The 22,148-nt window shown below is 53.3% G+C and carries 18 protein-coding genes; 15 read left to right on the top strand and 3 right to left on the bottom strand.

What is annotated here, in order from left to right; translation table 11 throughout:
* The first annotated feature begins 86 nt into the window (after positions 1–86).
* A complete protein-coding gene (locus DMR_RS04375) occupies positions 87–308 on the top strand; it encodes an alkylphosphonate utilization protein (RefSeq protein WP_012750467.1) in 222 nt (73 codons plus the stop codon).
* Between the two features lie 553 nt (positions 309–861).
* Here the strand turns inward: DMR_RS04375 and DMR_RS04370 are convergent.
* Complete coding sequence (locus DMR_RS04370) at positions 862–1,485, bottom strand: CoA transferase (protein ID WP_012750466.1); 624 nt, start codon at positions 1,483–1,485, stop codon at positions 862–864.
* Positions 1,486–1,607: 122 nt separating this feature from the next.
* Here DMR_RS04370 and DMR_RS04365 point away from each other — a divergent pair, with 122 nt between their 5' ends.
* The 8 genes from DMR_RS04365 (at position 1,608) to DMR_RS04335 (ending at position 10,459) form a co-directional block, all read left to right on the top strand.
* Positions 1,608–2,678: a GNAT family N-acetyltransferase gene (locus DMR_RS04365; RefSeq protein WP_043600066.1), complete on the top strand. Its 1,071-nt coding sequence runs from the start codon at positions 1,608–1,610 to the stop codon at positions 2,676–2,678.
* Positions 2,679–2,856: 178 nt separating this feature from the next.
* On the top strand, positions 2,857–3,495 hold the full coding sequence (locus DMR_RS04360; RefSeq protein WP_012750464.1) for a class I SAM-dependent methyltransferase: 639 nt from the start codon (positions 2,857–2,859) through the stop codon (positions 3,493–3,495).
* 120 nt (positions 3,496–3,615) lie between these two features.
* Entirely contained in the window at positions 3,616–3,864 is a 249-nt protein-coding gene (locus DMR_RS25665; protein ID WP_043600063.1) for a hypothetical protein, read from the top strand.
* A gap of 445 nt (positions 3,865–4,309) precedes the next feature.
* Positions 4,310–4,765, top strand: a complete 456-nt coding sequence (locus DMR_RS24240; RefSeq protein ID WP_148208353.1) for a hypothetical protein — start codon at positions 4,310–4,312, stop codon at positions 4,763–4,765.
* A 507-nt stretch (positions 4,766–5,272) separates the two neighbouring features.
* Entirely contained in the window at positions 5,273–5,569 is a 297-nt protein-coding gene (locus DMR_RS04350) for a glutaredoxin family protein (RefSeq protein WP_012750463.1), read from the top strand.
* 435 nt (positions 5,570–6,004) lie between these two features.
* Positions 6,005–8,935: a PAS domain S-box protein gene (locus DMR_RS22270; protein ID WP_158304239.1), complete on the top strand. Its 2,931-nt coding sequence runs from the start codon at positions 6,005–6,007 to the stop codon at positions 8,933–8,935.
* A complete protein-coding gene (locus DMR_RS04340) occupies positions 8,932–9,312 on the top strand; it encodes a response regulator (protein WP_012750461.1) in 381 nt (126 codons plus the stop codon). Before DMR_RS22270 ends, DMR_RS04340 begins: the two co-directional genes overlap by 4 nt.
* On the top strand, positions 9,287–10,459 hold the full coding sequence (locus DMR_RS04335; protein ID WP_232502873.1) for an HD domain-containing phosphohydrolase: 1,173 nt from the start codon (positions 9,287–9,289) through the stop codon (positions 10,457–10,459). Before DMR_RS04340 ends, DMR_RS04335 begins: the two co-directional genes overlap by 26 nt.
* A 244-nt stretch (positions 10,460–10,703) precedes the next feature.
* Here the strand turns inward: DMR_RS04335 and DMR_RS24235 are convergent, their stop codons facing one another.
* Both DMR_RS24235 and DMR_RS04330 read right to left on the bottom strand, forming a co-directional pair.
* Positions 10,704–11,807 (bottom strand): hypothetical protein, encoded by a 1,104-nt coding sequence (locus tag DMR_RS24235; protein ID WP_012750459.1) that lies wholly within the window; start codon positions 11,805–11,807, stop codon positions 10,704–10,706.
* Between the two features lie 611 nt (positions 11,808–12,418).
* Complete coding sequence (locus DMR_RS04330; protein ID WP_012750457.1) at positions 12,419–12,808, bottom strand: hypothetical protein; 390 nt, start codon at positions 12,806–12,808, stop codon at positions 12,419–12,421.
* A gap of 392 nt (positions 12,809–13,200) precedes the next feature.
* On the opposite strand from DMR_RS04330, the gene DMR_RS04325 reads away from it, so the two are divergent.
* The 6 genes from DMR_RS04325 to DMR_RS04300 all read left to right on the top strand — a co-directional run bounded on the left by DMR_RS04325 (position 13,201) and on the right by DMR_RS04300 (position 21,969).
* On the top strand, positions 13,201–13,578 hold the full coding sequence (locus tag DMR_RS04325; protein WP_012750456.1) for a DUF6573 family protein: 378 nt from the start codon (positions 13,201–13,203) through the stop codon (positions 13,576–13,578).
* Between the two features lie 234 nt (positions 13,579–13,812).
* On the top strand, positions 13,813–15,582 hold the full coding sequence (locus DMR_RS04320; protein ID WP_043600061.1) for a hypothetical protein: 1,770 nt from the start codon (positions 13,813–13,815) through the stop codon (positions 15,580–15,582).
* A gap of 571 nt (positions 15,583–16,153) precedes the next feature.
* Positions 16,154–16,588 carry a hypothetical protein gene (locus DMR_RS04315; protein WP_012750454.1) on the top strand — a complete coding sequence of 145 codons (435 nt, stop codon included), beginning with the start codon at positions 16,154–16,156 and terminating at the stop codon, positions 16,586–16,588.
* A 757-nt stretch (positions 16,589–17,345) separates the two neighbouring features.
* Positions 17,346–18,983 (top strand): hypothetical protein, encoded by a 1,638-nt coding sequence (locus DMR_RS04310; protein WP_012750453.1) that lies wholly within the window; start codon positions 17,346–17,348, stop codon positions 18,981–18,983.
* Positions 18,984–20,759: 1,776 nt separating this feature from the next.
* The gene (locus tag DMR_RS04305) at positions 20,760–21,137 is read left to right on the top strand and encodes a hypothetical protein (RefSeq protein ID WP_012750449.1); all 378 of its coding nucleotides are present in this window, start codon (positions 20,760–20,762) and stop codon (positions 21,135–21,137) included.
* A 274-nt stretch (positions 21,138–21,411) separates the two neighbouring features.
* Positions 21,412–21,969 (top strand): tyrosine-type recombinase/integrase, encoded by a 558-nt coding sequence (locus DMR_RS04300; RefSeq protein ID WP_012750448.1) that lies wholly within the window; start codon positions 21,412–21,414, stop codon positions 21,967–21,969.
* The last annotated feature ends 179 nt before the right edge of the window (positions 21,970–22,148 follow it).

Raw genomic sequence — 22,148 nt, 5'->3', positions numbered from 1 at the left:
AGATCAGTCTTCAGCGACGAAGAAATCCTCTCAAGCCGGCTCCAACGTCGGCACCCCCCTCAACTCGCAATCGGAGGCATCACCGCATGGACGACGTGATCGTAAAGGACAGCAACGGCACGGTGTTAAAGGACGGCGACAACGTCACGCTCACCAAGGACTTGAAGGTCAAGGGCTCTTCCGTGACACTGAAACGCGGGACGCTGATCAAGAACATCCGCCTCACCGATGACCCGGCGGAAATTGAGTGCAACGCCGACAAGGTCAAGGGATTGGTGCTCAAGACCTGCTTCCTGAAAAAAGCATGACTTCCGGCCGGGGCTCCCCGGCCGGTCATGGCCGCTTCGCGGACAGACAGCGGCAGAGGTGCGAAATCACGGCGCATTCGGCTTGTCTCCGGGGAATAGGTCATTCCCCAATCGCCTCCGTCGGGAAAGCCCCCAGGGGGAAAGAGGCTCCCGGATAACCTTGCTACACGAAAAGACTGTGGAGAGATGATCAACCTGAATCCGCAAACAACATTAATTCAACTTACTTTGAAGATTCAGCCAAACAAACACGAAATACTCTAAAATATTGACCAAAATAAGCAAAATAGGCGTTTACACCCGCGAGAGGCGCCACATGTGAAAGTTAGGTGCTCGGCGTCAATTCCTCTTGGGCACTGACCTTAACGATGGGAATATCAAGTTCTTCGCCGAGTCGTTCCCATTCGTCGGCGTTCCTGGACGCAAAGATCGCGCTAAGTCCCTCGGACGTTTTCACACCGTCGAAATAGGCGAACAGCCGCTCGCGGAAACGTGGCTCCAGGGCGGCAACAGCGACGAAGCCGTCCCTGGCCGGATAGATATTGTATTCCGGCTATCCGCCGCCGAACAGTCCGCCAGGACGGGTAAGCCCGTACCTCAAGGGCGCGGCCGCCTCCAAGGCGGCGTCCGACAGCACCACCTTCGCCATGCCGCTTCGCCCCAAACGCTCGCGCTCGAATAAAAGTCCAAGGGCGGTCGAAACCGCCCGCTGCGCGCCAGCCATGTCGGCCAGAAGCGTGCGGGGCAGGTTTGGCGGATACAAAAGCCCAAGGGCCGCCTGATAGGTGAGATCGTGACCGGCCACGTCGCCGCGAGGCTCGGGGTAACCAATGATGGCCACCTGGCAGAGGTTCGGGAACCTCGGGTGCAGCGTTTCCCAGTCGATATGCAGCCTGGCGAGCACCGATGGGCGGTTGGCGGTTATGAGCAGGTCGGCTCCGGCAAAAAGTTCGCCGCATCGCGCTTGCCCTTCCGGCGTTTTCATGTCCAGCCGGACAAGTTCCTGCCCTGCCGACATTTCCCGATACCATGCGGCGCTGTAGAGTTCCATGGGATCGCCGGCCGGCGGTTCGACCTTGATCACTTCTGCCCCCATGTGGGCGAGGCGATTGGCCGCCAGGGGGCCAGGGAGGTTGAGGGCAAGATTGACGACCCGAATGCCGCGCAAGATATCCATGGCTCACCGATCCTGCTCTTTTTAGCTGATCTAGTCGCTTTGACAGGATAAAGTCCAGAAGCTAAGTGCGGGCTGCAATCTGTCTTCCCTCAAAACCGCCTGGGAGAACCAAGGGAGAATCCATGGACCGCGACGCTTTGATAGTGGCGCACCGCCTGGGAGACAGCGAAGTCCCCCCGGATCAGGATTATGCCATCTGCCTGATTTCCCCCCAGGATGCGCTCGGTGTCGCCCGGCTGACCTACAGCGTCTATGGCGACCAACATCCCTTTGATTACGTTTACGATCCTTCCGAGATCGCCCAACGGTACGCCTCGGGAGCCCAGCACGCCGTGGTGGCCAAATCCCGTCAGGGCCACGTGCTCGGCATGATCGGCATCTACCGCTGCTCGCCCTGGCCGCGACTGTTTGAACTTGCCCAGCTCATGATTCTCAAAAACCAGCGCAGCAAGGGCATGGCCCGCGATCTCTGGCTGCAGGCCATGGAACGGCTGCCAGACATGGCTCAAGCCGGGGCGATTTTCGGCGAGGCCGTGTGCACCCACATCTTTTCGCAGCGCATGTGCGAGACCACCGGCATGATTCCCTGCGGCATCGCTATGGACGCCATTCCTGCTAAAGCCTACTCGGACGACTACCGGCACGGGGACCGGACGTCGCTCGTGTTGACCGTCAAGCCCATGCTCTTCACCCCGCAGACCGTCCACCTGCCCGCCGCCTACCGCGCGGCCTACGTCGACTTTTGCGCCAGGGCCGGCCTGAACAGACAGATCGAGGCCGGTTCCCAGGCGACCTTGCCCGAGTCTTCGCGGGTCGAGATCATCGTTTTCGAGAAAGCCGCCTGCATCAAGGTCTGGGTTCACGAGCCGGGTCGCGATTTGGAAAGGATCGTGTCCGACCTGGAACGCAAGGCCGGAGACGACGGCATCGTCCAGGTGATTTTCGATCTCGGTCGATTGGACGCGCCGGCGGGAATAGAGGCGATCAATTCGCGGGGCTATTATTTCGGCGGCTTCATGCCCTACTGGTTTGAGACGGACGCGCTCATGTTGCAGCGTCGCAGATCACCGTCGTCATTCCAGGATCTTCGGCTGTACGGGGACTCAGTCCAGGCCGTCGTCGCCCTGGCCGAACGCGATCAACGCCGCGTCACGATGAGCCAGGCGGGCTGGGGCGAGGCTTCAAAGGGATAGTTTGTTTTCCGGAATGGCCGGCAATTCTCGGTGAGATGAGCGAGCACTTGGGGCACCCCCGGGATTGACGCCGCCGCGTCAGGTTACATAAACAGGGACAGGCCTTGGTCGACCAGGGGCAATACGAACCCGGTGCCGCTTTGCTGCCACAGCCCTGCTGCAATGGGAGTTTTTTCTGATGAGTTTGGACAAAATTTTACGTTCCATGCAGGTGGCCGCAGATTACTGGCTCGTGTCGGATACGTTTGCCGCTGTTGAAGGATTTCTGGACCCCATTGAGGGCTACGCGCTGCTGTTGCTGGCTGAACACGGCCCAGGGCAGGGAAGCATTGTGGAGATTGGCAGTTTCGCCGGCAGGTCAACGTCGTATCTCGCCTGCGGCTCCAAGCGCGCCCGACGGGAAAAAGTGGTGGCTGTTGATCATTTTGAAGGATCACCGGAGCACCGGCGCGACGGTGCCTTCGAGACCTCCCTCTTGCCTAAGGGCGGCAGTCTCTACGAAACATTTCGCGAAAACCTGCGCAAGGCAGGGCTTGACGATTGGGTTCACATCATGCGGGCGGGCTCGCGGGAAGCAGTCAAAGGCTGGAATCGCCCGATTCGATTACTTTTCATCGACGGCGACCACTCCTTCGAAGCTTCGCAACATGACTATGAAGCCTGGTCACCCTGGCTTGCGCAGGATGGACTGGCCGCCTTTCACGACATCGGAATATTTCCCGGAGTGACGAAGTATTACGAGGAACTTCTGGGTCGGGGGGAGGTCGTGGAAGTGCTGTCGACCGGAACCCTGCGGGTGGCGACCAAAGCCGCTTAGCCCTGCGAGTCCCCCGCAGCTACCGTAGAGCCTCCGCCGTATTTACCTTGATGCTCGCACAGTCGCGAGGGTGAGGGGCCTTCGAAGCAGGCCACATTGCTCCAGTAACCGAGCCGGGCTATGGCGGCGATGGCGGTCACCAAGCTTGCAGTGAGTCCAGACAGCGAACCCAGCACAGACGGCGGCCAGGGTCGAGATGACGCCGCCGAAGAGCCTGACACGGCCTTCCTTGATCTCGGCTACGCGAATACCGGGCGTGATTTGAAAAGGCAGGTCATTCGCGATGAGGTCGGCGAGCACCTTGAAGTCCACGTTACACTCGGAATCGCGAACGCACTGAATTTCCACGAGCCTTCTCCGCCCCCCTGACTTTTGGGAATCGGGTCGCCCCTTCCTTACCTTCGACTGTGCATATGACGTTTAGTATGGCTCTCATCGTAAACCGACTGTATTCACTAAAAAATCTTTACTTTTTGCTAGCTCACGCCATTTCACATTATACAAGTCATTCCGATATCTGACAAAACATCAAAATGTACTAAAAATCAATTGGCAATCGTTGCCATGATACAGTAAACGTGATCTTGGTGCTGCGATACATCGTACGTCCCGCCGGCTGCAACCCATTTGCTCCGCTAGACGCCGAGAGCTGGCTCAAGGTCAGAACAGATCATGCGGATGGCACTGGCGAGGGGGGCGAGCTTTCCGATGCGACCTGCGCAGGCAAGTGGTCTGTCCAAGGCACTGCATAGAAACTACGGCCTCAAACGAAGCTCGTCACATCTCATAAAACAATAGACAGAGGAGGCAACTTATGAAAGTCACAGCAAAATCAGCAGCCCTTACCTTTATGCTTATGCTTGCTTCAACAGCTGCACTTGCGATTTCTTCCAAGACTCCGCCTCAAGCTCTGAGTAACTGGGAAAGGCGCGACGGAGGCAGTGTTGTGGAAAGGATGAGCTTGTACAGGACAGACGACAGAGTCAATGTTGAGCTGTCAGTTCCCGGTCAAGATGTCTACTCGTCAGGAAGTGGTGTTATTTCTGGAAATACATTTATTGGGAGTCTCACATCCGTAAAGACAAAAGTTGCTCGTAAACTGCGTCTTGTTTTTAGCGGAAGCGATAAGAACGGAACCGTCGAATATATAACATCAGACATGGACGGAAGCAAGGAATGGCGAGGCAACTTCGTCAGAGCGTGGCACTCGGGCCTACCCAGCGATTGGGAAACTCTCCCCCCGGAGGCGCGTAAACGGTTCAACAAATAATAGGGTCATGTGGCATCGCGCGGAGGCGACCCCCTGACATTCGGACATTGGGTCGCCCCGGAAAACCATTCCCCTGGGATCCCAGGCCAATAGGTTATCCACCCGGTTATCCAACGAGAAAAGGGGCTACGGATTGGCTCCGTAACCCCTTGAAATCTCTGGTCGGGATGAGAGGATTTGAACCTCCGACCCCCTGAACCCCATGGGCCGGGCACCTGATCCTAACCTTGAAATCATTAGATATTTTCTTAAAATGATAACATTTTTCAGACATACTCTGCTTGGCGACGAAGGCAAACGGTTCTCCAGATGTTATCCAGATTGCAGCGTCGGCCCCGAGGAAAATATCCCCCTGTTCTAGGTCAAAAAGCCCTCTCCTCTCTCCTCGCCTTGGATAACATCCAAAAACCTATTACAGCCGACCTCCTTGACCAACAGTCCCCCAAAGGGGATAAGTCAAGTACCTCTCTCGCCGCTCATACTTACAAACCAAGGGGGACTTCATCCATGTCTGCCAAAGTAAAAATTTACACCCTCTCAACTTGCTCACACTGCACCCAAGCCAAAGACTTTCTCGACGAACGCAAGGTCGCTTATGACCCTGTCAGCGTAGACTTCATGTCAGGCGACGAACGAACCCAGGTTCTCGATACCCTCCGCAAACTCAACCCGGCAATCACGTTCCCGACCATCGTCATCGGCGAAAAGGTTATCGTTGGGTTTCGCCGCGAAGAAATTGAAGCTGCCCTCAAGGAAGCCAACCTTGGAACTGAAGTCCAAACGCCAACTTGGCAACAGCCTTGAAAAAGACCGCGCAAGCTCAACTACAACGGACAACAGCCGAAAGTATCATCATTGTTTTTTTGCGGAGTAACAGTCCAAATCCGTTTTAACGGAAGCTCGGACTTCAAATCTTCATCGAGCTTATCGTACGTCTAGAATAACTGTTCAAGCAATTCCTTCTGCGACCAAACCCTTACTTGGAAGAAACTTGCCGCCTGTTCTCGCCTCGAAGCAGCCGGAGCACGGCCTGAGTCTTGTGAAGTGCCCAGAATCGCTTGAGTGCTTCTCCCTCTCTCAGCATACGGCACATCCCGAGCGGCAGAGTCATACTGCCAATTTGGTGTCCCAGAAAACCCTAGGCCAATCCACTAGTGAAAATTGACAGACTGCGCCGTCTGTGCGATATTATAAAAAAATAGTGTATCTTAGATGATGCAATCCAGACCGGGAGGGGCGATGCCGGCTCGGAATCACGGACGTGCCTGGTGCTTGGGGGTGCGGTGTCTGGCCTGGGGGCTGGCCGTGCTGCTCGGCTTGGCCGCAGTTGCCCATGCGGCGGATATCATGTCTCCCGAGGAGCGAGCCGCCCTAGCCGAGCTCAAGCAGATCCGCCTCGTCTACGACTGGAAATACCCGCCGTTTGAGTTCCTGGGCGAGGACGGCCGGTTCTCGGGGCTAGCCGCCGATTTCATCAAGGAGATCGAGAACAGCTTGGGCGTCGGCATCCGGGCCGAAGCCGAGCGAGATTGGCCGGCGTTGCTGGAAAGCCTCAAGGAGCGTCGGGCCGACATGGCCCCGGCCATGGCTTACACCGCCGAGCGCGCTCAGTATCTGCTGTTTACCGACCCCTACGTGCATCTGCCCACTGTGGTGTTCACCCAGAAGCACTTTAAGCACATTGACGGACTGGCCGATCTGCGCGGCCTGCGCGTGGGTGTGGTCAACGGCTATGTCTCCCACGCCTTTCTCAAGAGCAATTATCCGGACACGTTTACCATTGTGCCGGTGAACAACATCCAGGAAGGCCTGCGCCAGACCGCATTCGGCGATCTCGACGCTTTTGTGGAGAACGTGGGCGTGGCCTCGTATTACATTGAGCAGGAAGGCCTGCGCAATCTGCGGGTGGCCGCCACCACTGAGCACGAGACGGCCTTGTCCATGGCCGTGCGCAGCGACCGACCGTTACTGTTCTCCGCCATCCAGAAGGCCCTGGCCAACATTCCCCAGGAGCGTCGACGCGCCTTGCTGGACAAATGGGTCCATCCCCAGGAGCGCCAGATACGCACCCTGACCTGGCTGTTATACGCCGCCATCGGGCTGCTCTCGGTCACTGTGGCGTTGCTTGGCGTCCTGCTTTACCGCTCCCTGGCCTTGCGGCGGGCCTACCAAAACAAGGCCCAGGAACTGGCGGCCGAACTGGAACGCAGCCTGACGTTCCAGCAGGCTCTGCGGGCCAGCGAGGAAAAATACCGGGCCATCTTCGATCATGCCCCCATCGGAATCTTCCGCTGCACCTATGGCGACGGCCTGCAGGAGGTCAACGCCGCCCTCGCCCGCATGCACGGCTTCTCCAGCCCCGAGGCCATGCTCGGCGGCCTCGAACATCTGCCGCTTTACAGCTATCTGCGTCCCCAAGGATCACGGGATATCCGCAGCGCTCTGGCCGTCTCGCCCCAGGGTCTGCGCTTGGAAGCACTCCTGGGACGTAGGGACGGGCAAGCGTTTCCGGCCATCATCAACGCTTCCCTCCAGTACGACGCCGCAGGCGAACCGGCCAGCATTAACGGCCTTGTCGAGGACGTGGCCGAGCGACGGCAGGCCGAAGAGGCTCTGCGCGAAAGCGAAGCCCGGTACCGTTCCGTCATTGAGAACATCCAGGACATGTACTACCGCACCGACCGCGAAGGCCGGCTGGTAATGCTCAGCCCCTCCACGCCGCGCCAGCTCGGCTACGACTCGGTCGATGAGCTGCTTGGCCGGCCGGCCGCAGATTTCTGGATGGAACCTGACAAACGCCACGCCCTTTTGGAGCGCATCGCGGTCGAGGGCCGGGTCCTGGACTACGAAGTCACTCTTAAGGACAAAAGCGGAGGGGCGGTGCTGGTTTCAACCACCAGCGCTTATTACCGCGACGGAGAGGGGCGGGTGCTTGGCGTGGAGGGCATTTTCCGGGACATCACTGGGCGCAAGCAGCTGGAGATGCAATTGGCCGACCAACTGGCCTTCCAACAGGCGCTCCTGGACACTATCCCCTACGCGGTCTTTTACAAGGGCACGGACTGCCGATTCTTGGGCTTTAACAAGGCCTATGAGGACTGGTTCGGGGTGCGCCGTCAGGATCTCGTTGGCAAGACGGTGCTGGATCTGGACTATCTGCCTGCCGAGGACCGGGCCGCCTATCAGGCCGAGGATGAGGCCGTTATTGCCGGGGCCGAGCCGGTGCACAAGGAAATGTCCATCCCCCTGGCCGACGGCGCGGTGCACCAGACCCTGTATTCGGTCACCGGATTTCGCCTGTCCGGCGGCGCTTCAGGCGGGCTGATCGGCGTCATCGTGGACATCACCGAGCACAAAAAGATGCAGGAGCTGATGATCCAAACCGAGAAGATGATGAGCGTGGGCGGGCTGGCCGCAGGTATGGCCCACGAACTCAACAACCCCCTAGGCATCATTTTGCAGTCGGTGCAGAATATGGAGCGCCGGTTATCGCCTGCCCTGCCGGGCAATCTGGAAGTGGCCCGGCGGCTCGGCTTGGAAATGGATTCCATTGCCGCCTACATGCGCGCCCGCAACATCGACGAATACCTACGCGGTATCCAGGAGGCCGGCGACCGGGCCGCTCGGATCATCCGCACCATGCTCGATTTCAGCCGAAGCAGCCAGTCCCTGCGCGCCTCATGCAACGTAAACGCCCTCCTCGATATGGCCGTAGATCTGGCCGCCAATGATTATGATCTCAAAAAACGCTATGACTTCAAAGGCATCCGCATCGAACGCGATTACGATCCGACCCTGCCGCCGGTGGAGTGCATGGAGACGGAGATCGTCCAGGTGCTGCTCAATATCATCAAGAACGCGGCTCAGGCCATGGCGGACCGGGGCCAGCGGCCCGACCCGCCCACCCTGCGTCTGATCACCCGCCAGGACCCCGACGCCGCCCGCATCGAGATACGGGACAATGGACCGGGCATGGACGAGGCCACCCGCCGACGCGTGTTCGAACCGTTTTTTACCACCAAGCCCCAGGGCGAAGGGACAGGCCTTGGCCTGTCTGTGGGTTTTTTCATCATCGCCCAGAAGCACAAGGGAAGAATCTCCGTGGCGTCGCGTCTCGGTCAGGGAACCGCGTTTGCCGTCGAGATTCCCCTGGGAGATGCCCAAACATGACTTCTGAACGCATCCGCGTGCTGATTATCGACGACGAGGCCCTGTTGGGCTTGGCCGCCCAGGATTACCTGGAAGACGAAGGGCGCTTCGAGGCGTTCGTGGCGGAGGATGCCGAGTCCGGCCTGGACCTTCTGCGGCGTCAGGCCATTGACGTATGTCTGGTGGACCTGCGTTTGCCGGGTTCAAGCGGCATTGAGTTTATGCTCCAGGCTCAGGACCTGTACCCGGCCCTGCGCTTTCTCGTCCATACCGGCTCCCCCGAGGAGCAGTTCCCCAAGGCGATCATGCAGGACATCCCCGGCTTCCGGGGCGTGCTCTACAAGCCCGTGGCCGACATGGAGGTGATCGTCCGTGCCCTTGACAATGCCCTTCGCTAAGGCCCTGGGCCTGCCTCCCGGGCAGGCGGTGCGGGTGCTGGTCATTGACGACGAAGTCATGTTGCGCCGCACCCTGGCCGATTATCTGGAAGACATGAACTGCCTGACCGCCTTGGCCGCCAACGGGGTCGAGGGTTTGGAGGTCCTGGAGCACTTCGCCCCGGACGTGGTCCTGGTGGACCTCAACATGCCGGTCATGGACGGCTACGCCTTTATCGAGCGGGTCCGAGTCCGCGACCCGGAACTGCCCCTGATCGTGGTCTCCGGCGTCGGAGCCGTGGACAAGGCCATGGAGGCCATCCGTCTGGGGGCCTGGGACTACATCACCAAACCGGTGTCGCGCTTTGCCGTGGTGGAGCACGCCCTGTCCCGGGTCCTAGAGCGCGCACGGCTCCTGCGGGAAAACCGCAACTACCAGCACAACCTGGAAGCCCTGGTGGACGCGCGCACAGCCGAACTGCGCGACACGCGCCGCCAGATTCTCTACAGCCTGGGCAAGGCGGCGGAATACCGTGACAATGAGACCGGCCACCACGTCATCCGGGTGGGCGAGATGTGCGCCGCCCTTGGCCGTTGCCTGGGCTTGGAGCCGGCCCGGGTGGAGATGCTGCGTGAGGCCGCCCCCCTGCACGACATAGGCAAGATCGGCGTGCCCGACCACATCCTGCTCAAGCCCGGTCCGCTCACCCCGGAGGAATGGGTCGTTATGCAGCGCCACTGCGAATACGGCTGCATGATCCTCAGCCAGCCCCTGGCCGAGGGCCAGCCCGAGGCCATGGTCTGCACCACCGCAGAGCCCATGGCCGCCCTCGGCGCGAAACAGCAACTCATGCCCCTGGCCCAGACCATCGCCCTATCCCACCACGAACGCTGGGACGGGACCGGCTATCCCAAGGGGCTGCCCGGGGAGTCCATTGCTCTGGAAGCCCGCATCGTCTCGGTGGTGGACGTCTACGACGCCGTTGGCAACCATCGCCCCTATAAGGCCGCCTTTCCCGAGGATGCCTGCCAACGCATCATACGCCAGGGCGCAGGCACGGCGTTTGATCCGGCCGTGGTGGAGGCCTTTTTCGCCGAACTCAAGACCATCCTGTACTACAAGGACCGCTGGCGTGATGCACTCGCCCACGGGGCAGCGAATTTCTGAATTCAGGCAACTTTTGACGAGCCAAGCTTTCGTTCCCCTGGGTTTCTCGCCTGGAGGCTTGGGCGGCTGTTCGCTATGCGTGGCCACCACCCGCTTCAGGGACGGCACTGGACGGCTCGGGCGACTGACGGGAAGGCACGTACGCCCAGGGCATCGCAAAGAGTCGCTTCGCTTTTTGGCCGGCATAACCTCAAAATAGTATTCGATTATATCCGGAACGTGACACCAGACATAATCGCAAACGCTAGGAGCATTGGGCTCTAATTTGAATTGTTAGATATTCATTTGAAAAAATATGACTCAACAGCTTCTGGCGATACACAGAAACACCCATTTTCTCTTGCATATCGTTTAAACATTCACGCTCAACTACACATTCTTTATCGTCAAACGCCCTACCGCAGCCATAGTCTTCATAAACAGACAAGTCATAAATGAATCCATTCCTCAGAAGTTCACTTTCAAACTTATCCGGGAACTTTTTTATTGCCAGCATTGCATCACCATAAAGTTCATACACACCACAAACCAAATTAATAAAATCGCCTATAGGAAAATTAACGACCGGCCTGCATTCTATATTAAAAAATCCACGATCAAAACCCATCTCGATTGAAGAAAAACTTTTTTCCAGGACAAATATATTGTTAAATTCTGACGAGCCGTTCAAAGACGACCGACCATAACCCTGACATCCAAAAATTTGCCCGACAACACGCATGTCTTTGACGAAAGACTTATGAAAGTACGACCAACATTGATACATATTTGAAACATGATCATGAAACACGTCAAAAGAAAAATTTTTCCCCCAAACCTGTTCGTCGGTATCCAGCAAAGAACCGTTACTGCAATACTCTTTAACTATATATTCTACAACACCCAAAGCATGTGCTTCATGGCCTTCAGGGAATTGGCTCAAGATAAGCTTCGGCCATTTAACAATAAAATCAACTGTATATTTTGAAGATCTAACAACATTCAGGCCTTCCGCGTCAGCTCCAACTTTCCACGGCATGCTTTCTTCAATCGATTTCTGCCTTTCATTCAACGAGTTCAAGGCTTTCTGCATTTTGTTTCTAAACGACAAAAACATATAGAACAGGCTAAACACCAAAATAGCAGACCAAACGCTAAAAAATTTTCCAAAAATATTTGACGCATCTCCACCAGCAATAACATCTTTTAAAGCTATAAGGAGAAAGAAAACAAAAAAATAGAGTAAATTTGACTCAAATTTTTCAAGGTCTAATTTTTCAAGAACATATCCAGCAACAACAAGCGAAACAATAACAGCAAAGACGAACGGAACAACATTTAAACCAATCCAAATAGCAATTTCTAGCATAACATTCTCCACCTGATGCTTCTCGAAAGTTCGCACAGACTGCTTAAGAAACACGATTCAATCAACATATACAGCCACTCCAAACATTAAAAAACCACTTATTTCGATATTTAGTTGATACAATTATACAGCATTCTCCACCAAGAACTTCGCCTTTACATATCCACGTTCTATAACATCTGCCGACTTAGCGAGATAAAAAACCTCTCAAAATGAAAACATCCTCGACTTCCCGACGACCTTTGTCGAGAAACAAGCAATCAGGAAGCCCCAATAGGCCGAAACAGTATTAACTATCCAATTTTCTCGATATTTCGCAAGGAAAACCGTAACCATCCAAATTGATGCCCTTTTCATCAACCAGGGCAACTCCTGACGAACACTGCTAGCCGACGCCCTCCGACCCTGCCCCGCCCCAAGCCCCTGCCCCGGACAGCCCCCAGGTTCGCGCCCTCCTCCCCTCCCTGGGCTGTTCCCAAAGCCCCCGGGGCAAATCCCTACCCATTCACCAAAAACAAAGGGCGACCCCGCCCCGGCCCAATGCCAGTATTTCGACGGGGTCACCCCAATATGGAAACTATACCCAAAACCCAAACCACGACCAATGGGTGCTACGTGCGCTTAAACGAGGCCTCCTCCAAATCCAACTCAACTTTTTGAACATCAACAACCTTGGAAAGCTCACCCAGAAACTGTGGCTTCAAGTGTACTTCGTTCCACCTACCCCTACCAGTTGCTCTCCAAAAGCATTTGAACTTTATAGATTTCGAAAAAGTTGAAATATCGACAGGAATCTTCTGAAATTTGGAGGAGACAAAGAGAACTTCACCGTTACAACGCGAAGACGTTTCAAACAAGACAAAGTAGTCATTTCCCTTCAACTTTTTCTCAACAAAGAATCTAGGACTATAGTTTCGAAACATTTTTCTTCCAGATACCTCCATGTACTCCTGAAGCATGGAAATTACGCGCAGCTTCAACACTTCAACAAGACTATTCATTAAACTTTCCTATACAAACGGGTGAAATAAGAAAATTTTCAAACAGAATGCTACGCTGCGTTGCGATAAGCGTCAATGGCCTTCTATAAAATCGCCATATTTTCTTGTCTTGCTTGAAAATACCTATCAAAAACGGATTCACCACCCTACCACTACACACCCTACTGGCCCTGCCCCCAGCCCCCATTCCGGGCATTGCCAGGGTTCGCGACCTCCTCCCCGCCCTGGGCCGTTCCCAAGGGACCAGGACCCAATCCCCACCCACTCCCCAAAATCGCAGGGCGACCCCGCCCTGGCCCAATGCCCGTTTTCCGCCGCCGCCCCGTGACCGGGGCCAGAACCAAGGCTACCCTCCAAAAGATTCAACCCTGACCTACAAAGGAGCACCCAAGATGGACGACTGGCCGATCATTTTCAGCTACACCCGCGCCGAGGCCATCGCCGACGGCGTCCTGATCGACATCACCGCCCAAGCCGCCGAGGCGGGTTTCAAGGTGCACACGGTGGTCACCGACCATCTATATAATAGGTACGTGGTGCCGCCGGCTGGACTGGAAGGCGAAGGGCAGTCTGTTGAGGGCAGGCTTCACGATCTCCTCTTCCGGACCCTGCTCGCAGCGAAGGCTATCAGGGACAGCGACCGCGCCGAATTCGACGTCCTTTTCCTCATGGCACCGGGGCGGTGGGACACGGTCCACGTGGTGGCGGTCATCGGTCCTGGCGACCAAGGGGAGCCGGTCTTGACGATCATGCTGCCCGAGGACGATTAACCCCAGCCCAGGCCTTGTCTCACTCGATGACACATTTTTTCCCTGGCGGCCCATTTGGACCCAGACCCTCTTGACATGCGCGCGGGGTTCCGGGCAGAAGGTTTATTCTTCTCCTCCCGCAATCAACCCGTTCTTTGATAATCGAGTGGACGTGTTTCCGGCTGTGCCGGATGCGCCGCATCTCCAGGTGCGGCGGCGTGTATCGTATGGCAGAAATCGGCTATGGAGAAAAACATGGCGATTTCTCTTGATGAGTTCAAACGGAAGAAAGCTGCCCAAGCAGCCGGCAACGAATCGACCAGAAAACAGTTCGCACCGGTTGTCCAGAAACAGAAATCAGTCGGGCCGTGCAAGAAGTGCGGCGCTACACCCCAGCAGGTCACCCCTCAAGGCAACGCCCAGGTTTCCAACTTCGACGACGCGGACGACTCCCCCGAAAACCCTTTTGACACCATCCTTCATGATCTTGACCTTTTTACCGACCCGAACGGCATCGGGTACGCGACAGTAAATTTTGAAAATATTTATCGCACTTACAAGATTGGCGAATTGGGCCTGAAGAAAATGATCAAGGGCTCCTATTTTGACATTACTAGCCGCCTTCCTAAGGAACGCGAGCTGAAGACATTCTGTGACATGATCGAGTTTTTAAGCGAACGGCGAGGCATCACCAAAGAAGTCCATGTCCGCTTCGCCCATGTCGATGACGAGATTTATATCGACCTCGGCGACAAGTCCGGCCAGGCCGTGCACATCACCTCGGCGGGCTGGCAGGTAGTCACAAACCCGCCTGTGAAGTTCATTCGGTACGGCCACATGCAGCCGCTGCCGGTCCCGCTTCATGGTGGCGACTACCGCAAGCTCCTCAAGTCCTTGAACCTGAAGACCAAGGACGACGAACTGCTCGTTTTGACGTGGCCCTTGGTGGCCGCCATCTCGAGCATTGCTCGTGCCCCCCTGATCCTCCACGGCGCGCCCGGAGCTTGCAAATCCGGGTCGATCTCCGCCTTGCGAGGACTGCTTGATCCGTCGACCTCCATGCATACCTACGTCCAGAAAAACGTGGGCGACGCGGCGCTGTATATCGAGCAAAACGCCATCCCAGCCTTTGACAACCTGACGTCCATCACCAAGGACGTCGAGAATGTCATGTGCTTGGCGGCTACGGGCGGGGCCATCGCCAAGCGGCGTCTGTACACGGACGCCGACATGGTCATCTACCAGCTCAAGCGGGCCATGCTCATCACAGCCCTGGAAATCCCGACGAGCGCTTCAGACCTCCTGGACCGGGCTATCGTGGTCGCCCTTGACCGCGTGACACCAGGCCAGCGCCGGCTTGAGCGGGACGTCAAGCGGGAATACGCGCAAGACCTGCCCGACATCCTGGGCGGCATGTGCGACCTCCTCTCCAAGATGCTCGGCCTGTACGGCAAGGTCACCCCCCCGTCCGAACTGCCCCGGATGGCCGACTATGCCACATGGGCATGCGTTGCCGCGCTGGCCCTCGACTATAGCCAGGCCGACTTCATCAAGGCCCACAAGCGCGCTGCGCTGCGTGCCCAGCAGAATGCCCTTGAGGACGGCGACTTCGCCACCTTGCTGGTCGATTACCTGGAAAGCACCGAGTTGCCCGAGGTGGAGGGCTATGTCTCGGACGTTTTGGATGACCTCAAGAAGCATGCTTCCGGATGCGGGATCGGCCAGGGAGTCTTACCCCAAGCGCCCAACGCCTTCTCGCGACGTCTGAAAGAGATCACCAAGTACTTGGAGCTTGCGGGCTGGCAGTGCGAGTTCTCGCCCTTGGCCAAGGTCGGACGTGTGTTGACGTTTACCCGGCTCAGCTCTGCGGAACCGGACGTAGACTTTACCCCGGCCCTTGACCCCATGCTGGCGGACTTCCCTCTGACGCTTGACCAGGACGAGTGGAGCCAGCCCTTCGGGGCTGACGTGTGTGACTGCGCCGGCGCAGCCGACAATAGCGCGCTCTTTCTGACGCAACCCTAACTGCCCCTTTCTGCCCACATACACGCCCCCGCACCTGGAGATGCGCCCGCACTGGGCGTCCGCCCTCTCGCCCTTCGCCGGCTGACCCACGCCATCGTTGAGGTAGGTGGAGATCGGCTTCCATCACCTCCACCAGGTAACCGCCTATTTTTGCGGTACTTCACCGATTAGGAGGAGATGGAGGAGATATTTTCTGCAAAACCTCTTCGCACGCTGAAACCCAAGGTCGAGCCGAGGGCAGGACATCGCCGGCGCAGCAAACGGTTCTGAAACCATCTCCACTATCTCCACACCTCCACCGGATGGCCGACTCCGCCCAAATCGGGGTAAATCAAAAAGCTTGCTAATCAACAAGAAATCGACGATAAAAAAAGATTTTGAAACAATATTCTTGACGGGACCTTTCGACCTGAGTATCAAGAACCCGTCGTCCCCATGCAACTCTGAAACCCAACCCACCCCAAACCCATGGGCCAACATTAAACGCACGGCTACGAACGAACGGGTCTACATTAGGCCCAGACACCCGATCGCTCTCGCCGACCAAATCTCCCAGCAAAGGATCAAGCCCATGAAGACCGACCAGAACCTCACCCCGGCCAAGACCAAGAGCACCACCGAAACAGCGTCGAAGCTTCGCAAACTGACCGACGAGCAGATCGCCGAAGAGGCCAGCCTGATGGCCAACGCCGCCCAGTCGGGATCGTTCCCGAACAAGAAGATCTCCTTGACGGCCTGGGGCAACCAGCGGAACCTCTCCCAGTATATGGTCATGACCGTTTTCATCGCCTCCTCGTTGCAGAAACAGGACTACGAACTGGTCAACGACGCCGACAACGACACAGACGACAAGCGGCCTTACATCAACCCGCGCGGCACCATCCTCAGCAACTACTGGATCAAGAAGTTCAACGAGTCCGTTCCGGCTGACCAGCGCCTTACTCTCGGACAGCGTCTCGACACGACCATCAAGGACGGCAGTTTCGTCTTGACCCCGGCTATCTAGCCAACTCCACCGCGCCGCCGAGTCCCAGGGAGCCGAAAGGGTCCCTGGGATTTTTTTTACCCACCGAACAACAACTTTCGGCTTCCGGTACTTTCATCATCACGCACAAATTCTAGACGAAATCACGATGCAATTAATGCGCGACCATTCCTAAAAACAGATCGCCAGATTATGCGTCGCCCAAAAAATCCCCGGAGGAGTCCACTGCTCCACCGGGGAAATGATCAATATTACGTTGCCTACTCTACAGGAGTCAGGACTATTCTTGTGCCTTCAAGAGATGGCCGAAACTTCTGGCCAACCTCGAACTTCTGCCCTCCAGCAAGCTCTTGTTGCATGAGTCAAAGGAAAGAAGGAAAAGAGATTAACCCGCGCCGCCCACCTAGCTCAAGATTCTTCCGTATTTTGTCCTCGCCCCCCTCTCACACCAGCCGCCCAGCGGCCCAGCCGTCACGCGCCGCTCCGCCACAACCCCATAATTAAAAAACAGAAATGAAAAATATGATACAAAAATCAAATTACACCCCTTTACAGCACTGCAAAATGGCTTACACTCTCAAACGAAACCATCAATAGCCACTGCAAAGGAGAAAACAAATGCCAAAGTAGAACACTAAAAGAAGCACCTCTAAAACTATCGAACTACCACGCACATAAAAACCACTTGACAAAAAAATACTTCCACAAGCATACCCAACAAAAAAACAAAACACGCGAGGTACATTTGCACTCAAGCTAAACCAAATAAAGGAAAATCATGGCCACAAAAATTACTTCAAAGCAGACTTCAGCACAAATGCTTGTCTCGATCATCCATACCGTAAGTATGTTCAAATCAAAAACGGGAATTATCTTTGCCTTGCCCAGCGGAAAACCAGCCATTTACCCTGTAGAAGTCGAATCACAAGAATTTACAACCTGGGTCAATAACACATACTTCAAGAAGTACCACAAGTTCCCTCCCGGATATGAACTTGCCCCAGCAATTAAATACGTCGTATCGGAGACGCCTTTGGCACAAGGCACCAATGAAGTCCATCTCCGTTTCGGACACAATAAGGGGACAGTCTACATCGACTTAGCAAACGATAACAACGAAGTCGTTGCGATTTCGGATACGGGCTGGAACATCACTGCTAGCGCACCTATTTACTTCAAAAAAGTCTCAACACAACTCGCTATCCCGACACCTGAAAAATATGGCGACTATTTGAAGCTGGGAGAGTTCATCAACATCGACGACGACAGCAAGATGGTCCTTCTGAGCACTCTGTGTTCATTGGCCCACGGAAACTACGTTAGACCATTACTTGGTTTAATCGGACCAGAAGGCAGTGGAAAAACTTCTGCAGCAAGATTCATTAGAACTATGCTTGATCCAAATGGTCCACAGGAAACCAGCGTACATACTACTCGAGACCTGATGTTGACTCTTAACAACAATGCCATTCCAATCTTAGACAATATTACGAAGTTCACACAAGCAGAAACAGACTCCCTTTGCAAGGCAACCACAGGAACTGGATCACAAGAAAGAAAATATTACACCAACCACGATCTCTTGTCTTTATACTTCCAGCGTACGACGATCTATACCGCCTTGAAATCTCCCACTCAAGCGCCAGACTTCTTGGGTAGAACTCTGGAGTTCGATTTCAATCGTATACCTCACAGCCAGATGAAGTCCGACTCGGACTTACCCGCCGAGTTCGATAAGCAGCTCCCCAACATTTTAGGCGGGTTCTACACTACAATATCTGAAGCAATGAAGCTCTTGCCAACAATAAACCTTCCGAAACATGCTCGATGGTGCGACGCGTTTAAGTTAAGCGCCGCAGCAGCAGAAGTTCTTGGATACGGAGCAAATCGCTACGCAGAAACATGTCTCGCCATGATCAACGCCAGAAAACAGAAAATCAGCAAGATTGCCAAGAACAACGATTCCGTAGACATGATCAAATCTGTTTTACGCGAGAACAACAAGTTTACCGGGACAACTTCGGAACTTTGGCAAAAGTTGACATCGTTGACAAACTCTTACTTGGACACTCCAAAATGGCTTCAGTCTTCTGTAACCTTAGGAAAACACCTTGGCACCATTATAGCCGATCTTGAAGATGCTGGCATCAGCTTCACGAAAAAGCCTGCAAATAAAGGGACCATCGTAGCACTTAAACTTATACAAGCGTCTCCAGTAGAAGTTTCAGACGATCTTCCGGAGATTGACTACGACAATTTGTTCGGAGAGTCTGATCCAGCGAACACAACCATCGACTTGAAGTCTGAAACAACAATGGACGACGACGATCAGGATGAGTTCCATGGACTTGGCATCAACACTTCAGAATCAGAGGAAGTAGTCCCCTATCAAGGAGGTTACCAAAGCGTTTTTTAGACTAATGGTTCTCACTTCAGACTTTTCAGAAAGGATAGATGATTGCTATCAGTGCACGTGAAGCATCTTCTTAAATTATCCTCACCTGAAAACAACTAGTCTACTCATTTAAGTCCGGGGCAAGGGGTGGCAGCAACACCCTTTGCCCCATTTGTTTGAAGTACAATCACCAGTAAAGTTGTTTCAATAGGAATACTTCCCTTCATCATGAAGTAAAATAGCTAGAACTTGTATATTTTAAAAGCAGAAAAGGGTTTACGGGGTGGAAGGTGGAGGGTGGAAGGTGTAAAAGTACAGTTTTAATATTGTATTATGTAACACAATAATATATTTATATATTTTAAAATTATAAATTATATTAAATAGTTATAAAAATTATAACCTATTGAAATAATATAATAATAATTTACATTATAAAAATTTTTATTCTACACCTTCCACCTTGCACCTTGCACCCGCGTTCCCTTTACGACTTCCATTTTTTACCAAAACTTGTCTATGGCAATGAGTTAATTTCAATCTACAATCTTTAAATACGCTCCGCTTGCAAATACCAAGCAGCTTCCAGACATCTTTTCGATTGTCCAAATACAAGTTACTACTTTTACAACCGAAAATTTACAACATAGCTTTCCAATTTACTCAAACGAATATTATTTGCTCGATTTTAATAGAGAAATTACCAATATATATTTTTGAACTTCAAAACTTGATATCAAGCAAAATAATTATAACCATATTTTTCAGGATTAAAGACATACATTGGTTCAAGATAACAATTTTCAGACATTGCAGACACAATTGTCATGGGAGCCTTGCTAGGTCTTCGTTCTAGCGTTCAATTCGAACCATATATACTATATGAGGTCAAAAAATAAATTGTCTCGGGATTTACTTCAAACATCGTTCTCATCGAATGCTTTTGGACTCGAGATTATCTAGCTGACATATCGCAAGATAGCCAGTGGAGGAGATGAGGCCTTAAACCAGCCGGTAATGCTTACTTCAGTATGAAACCAAGGTGGCGCATATGGCGAACGAGATTCATGGCAAATCGAAGTTCTATTTACAACCACCATATGTATGCGATTAGGTGTCGGATGGTTTTGTTCTAGATTTGACTAAACCAAGGGAAGTCCATTTGCAATCGTTCAACCGTAAGGTTAGTGAGAAAACCGAAGTTGCCAATGGATGGCTGCGCATCTGTAAGGGATGCAGAGAGATGTTGATCCATAAACTTACTGAAAATTTTGTCTTGATGAAAATGCTTGAATTCATTCCAACGAACAATTTGCGCGAAAATTACAACAACTTCTTGTCAAGCTATGACTATACTTCAGAAATATACCTTTATTAAATCAACATCTCTCGGAAAGCCTGATGCGGGAAAACCGCCCGTCAGGAATTCATGGACGCTTAGAACGGCGACGTTCTTCTCGATCCAAGAAGAACACTTTGACCAGTGAGCATTAATTGCTTGCTGGTGGAAGTGTTCTATCTGCAATAGCTACCACGAAGGCCTAGGAACTCTAGGCCTTCTTTTTTACGCCATAATTTTGAATACCATGGCCAATCCAATGGTATAAAAAAGATACCGTTTTAAAATCCCATTCCCTGCGTCTTTTTCAGATTCCCACAGTCAGCTCCCACTCCACGGCGAAAACCCCGGGAATCGCCGTATAGGGCCAACGCCAGTTTTTACCCGGCGAAAAGTCGATTTCCGCTCATATTTTCGATTCCAATAGAGAAATATACCAATAAACAAAGGAGATTTCCATGTCAAAGAAAGCTGGTCAGGCAACAAACGACGGAGAAGGACCTTCTGAAAAGAAGAAGGTCGAACCCAAATACAATCCTTCCATTCTGCGCGAATGCATCCAAAACAACATGGATGCTATCAGCATCATGGAAAAGCTTGGCATCACCCATCGACAAACTTTGAAGCACTGCGTGCTGAAGTTGATGAGTGACGACAAGACCTACTATGAGGTCAAAGGATTGTATCTCAAGAACTCAAGTCGCCCCCGGGTGAACAAAAAGATGGAGCTGAAAATCCATCTGAAGAATCTTGATCTTCGAGAACTCGCCGTGGCTGAAGGAGACGAGTTTACTGTCATGGTCGAAAATGAAATGATCATATTGACCAAAGTTTGACTACTACAATCTCCATCGATGAAAGCCACACCTCCGGGTGTGGCTTTTTATTTATGCGAACATCCTTTCTCTCAAACTTCGCTATATTATAGAGAAATTATCCATATAGCCAATGTACGTTTCTACATAAAAACGTACTTTCCTCGGCAAAAACCTGATTCGGCGTTAAAATTTAACCCGTTACAGGCTGCCTGGTGGTCCTAGTCCTGGGAGCTGGCTTTTTAGAAGTCCGACTTCACCCACCTAAACTGCAATAATTGCATTGGAGTAAAAGATGAAGGTCGAACCCATTACTGAACCTAAGTCCATTAAGAGCATCAAGAAAATCCTTTCTGACAACCATCGAGACAAATTGCTGTTCATCATGGGCATCAACACGGGACTTCGTGTGCAGGACTTGCTTGCGCTTAAAAAGCAGGACGTCAAAGACGTCCAAGTTGGGGAGCGAGTAATATTACGTGAAAAGAAGACCGGCAAGGAAAACGTTTTCATCATGAACAAGGAGATTAAGACTGCCCTTGACGAGCATCTAACAACAGCAAAGCTAGAAGACAACCACTACTTATTCAAAAGTAGAAAAGGTTCGAACTATCCGCTTTCGACATATGCTGTCACCAAGTACGTCAAAGCATGGGCTGAAGCTGTAAATCTTAAAGGGAACTACGGTGCCCATACCTTGCGCAAAACCTGGTGCTACCACCAGCGCAAGACCTTCGGTGTCTCCTGGGAAGTTTTGGCGAAGCGGCTGAACCATTCCAGCCCGTCGATTACGCGCCGATACCTCGGTATCCAGGAAGAGGAGGTGGAGGAGATTTTGCTCAACACGATCTGACGGCGGCCATAGTCGATCCGGTGGCGACGGCTACCCAGAAAATTTCAACATGAAAAAAAATTCATAATCCCGCCCCGCGCGGGAGCCTCTCATTTTGGACTCATTTACCTGGGGAAAGGAATCTCATCACCCTGGGGAGGGCAATATTGAGTGTATTATCCTAAATTTCAAGGAGAAAT

The organism is Solidesulfovibrio magneticus RS-1, assembly GCF_000010665.1.
GTDB lineage: Bacteria > Desulfobacterota > Desulfovibrionia > Desulfovibrionales > Desulfovibrionaceae > Solidesulfovibrio > Solidesulfovibrio magneticus.
Note: the sequence above shows the minus strand (reverse complement) of the source record. Positions and strands in the feature narration are given on the sequence as shown.

Coding starts and splice junctions, on each gene's coding strand:
- DMR_RS04315 (WP_012750454.1), top strand. CDS start 16,154: ATGAAGACCGACCAGAACCTCACCCCGGCCAAGACCAAGAGCACCACC.
- DMR_RS04365 (WP_043600066.1), top strand. CDS start 1,608: ATGGACCGCGACGCTTTGATAGTGGCGCACCGCCTGGGAGACAGCGAA.
- DMR_RS04300 (WP_012750448.1), top strand. CDS start 21,412: ATGAAGGTCGAACCCATTACTGAACCTAAGTCCATTAAGAGCATCAAG.
- DMR_RS04360 (WP_012750464.1), top strand. CDS start 2,857: ATGAGTTTGGACAAAATTTTACGTTCCATGCAGGTGGCCGCAGATTAC.
- DMR_RS22270 (WP_158304239.1), top strand. CDS start 6,005: ATGCCGGCTCGGAATCACGGACGTGCCTGGTGCTTGGGGGTGCGGTGT.
- DMR_RS04350 (WP_012750463.1), top strand. CDS start 5,273: ATGTCTGCCAAAGTAAAAATTTACACCCTCTCAACTTGCTCACACTGC.
- DMR_RS04320 (WP_043600061.1), top strand. CDS start 13,813: ATGGCGATTTCTCTTGATGAGTTCAAACGGAAGAAAGCTGCCCAAGCA.
- DMR_RS04325 (WP_012750456.1), top strand. CDS start 13,201: ATGGACGACTGGCCGATCATTTTCAGCTACACCCGCGCCGAGGCCATC.
- DMR_RS24240 (WP_148208353.1), top strand. CDS start 4,310: ATGAAAGTCACAGCAAAATCAGCAGCCCTTACCTTTATGCTTATGCTT.
- DMR_RS04370 (WP_012750466.1), bottom strand. CDS start 1,485: ATGGATATCTTGCGCGGCATTCGGGTCGTCAATCTTGCCCTCAACCTC.
- DMR_RS24235 (WP_012750459.1), bottom strand. CDS start 11,807: ATGCTAGAAATTGCTATTTGGATTGGTTTAAATGTTGTTCCGTTCGTC.
- DMR_RS04375 (WP_012750467.1), top strand. CDS start 87: ATGGACGACGTGATCGTAAAGGACAGCAACGGCACGGTGTTAAAGGAC.
- DMR_RS04330 (WP_012750457.1), bottom strand. CDS start 12,808: ATGAATAGTCTTGTTGAAGTGTTGAAGCTGCGCGTAATTTCCATGCTT.
- DMR_RS04305 (WP_012750449.1), top strand. CDS start 20,760: ATGTCAAAGAAAGCTGGTCAGGCAACAAACGACGGAGAAGGACCTTCT.
- DMR_RS25665 (WP_043600063.1), top strand. CDS start 3,616: ATGGCGGCGATGGCGGTCACCAAGCTTGCAGTGAGTCCAGACAGCGAA.
- DMR_RS04310 (WP_012750453.1), top strand. CDS start 17,346: ATGGCCACAAAAATTACTTCAAAGCAGACTTCAGCACAAATGCTTGTC.
- DMR_RS04340 (WP_012750461.1), top strand. CDS start 8,932: ATGACTTCTGAACGCATCCGCGTGCTGATTATCGACGACGAGGCCCTG.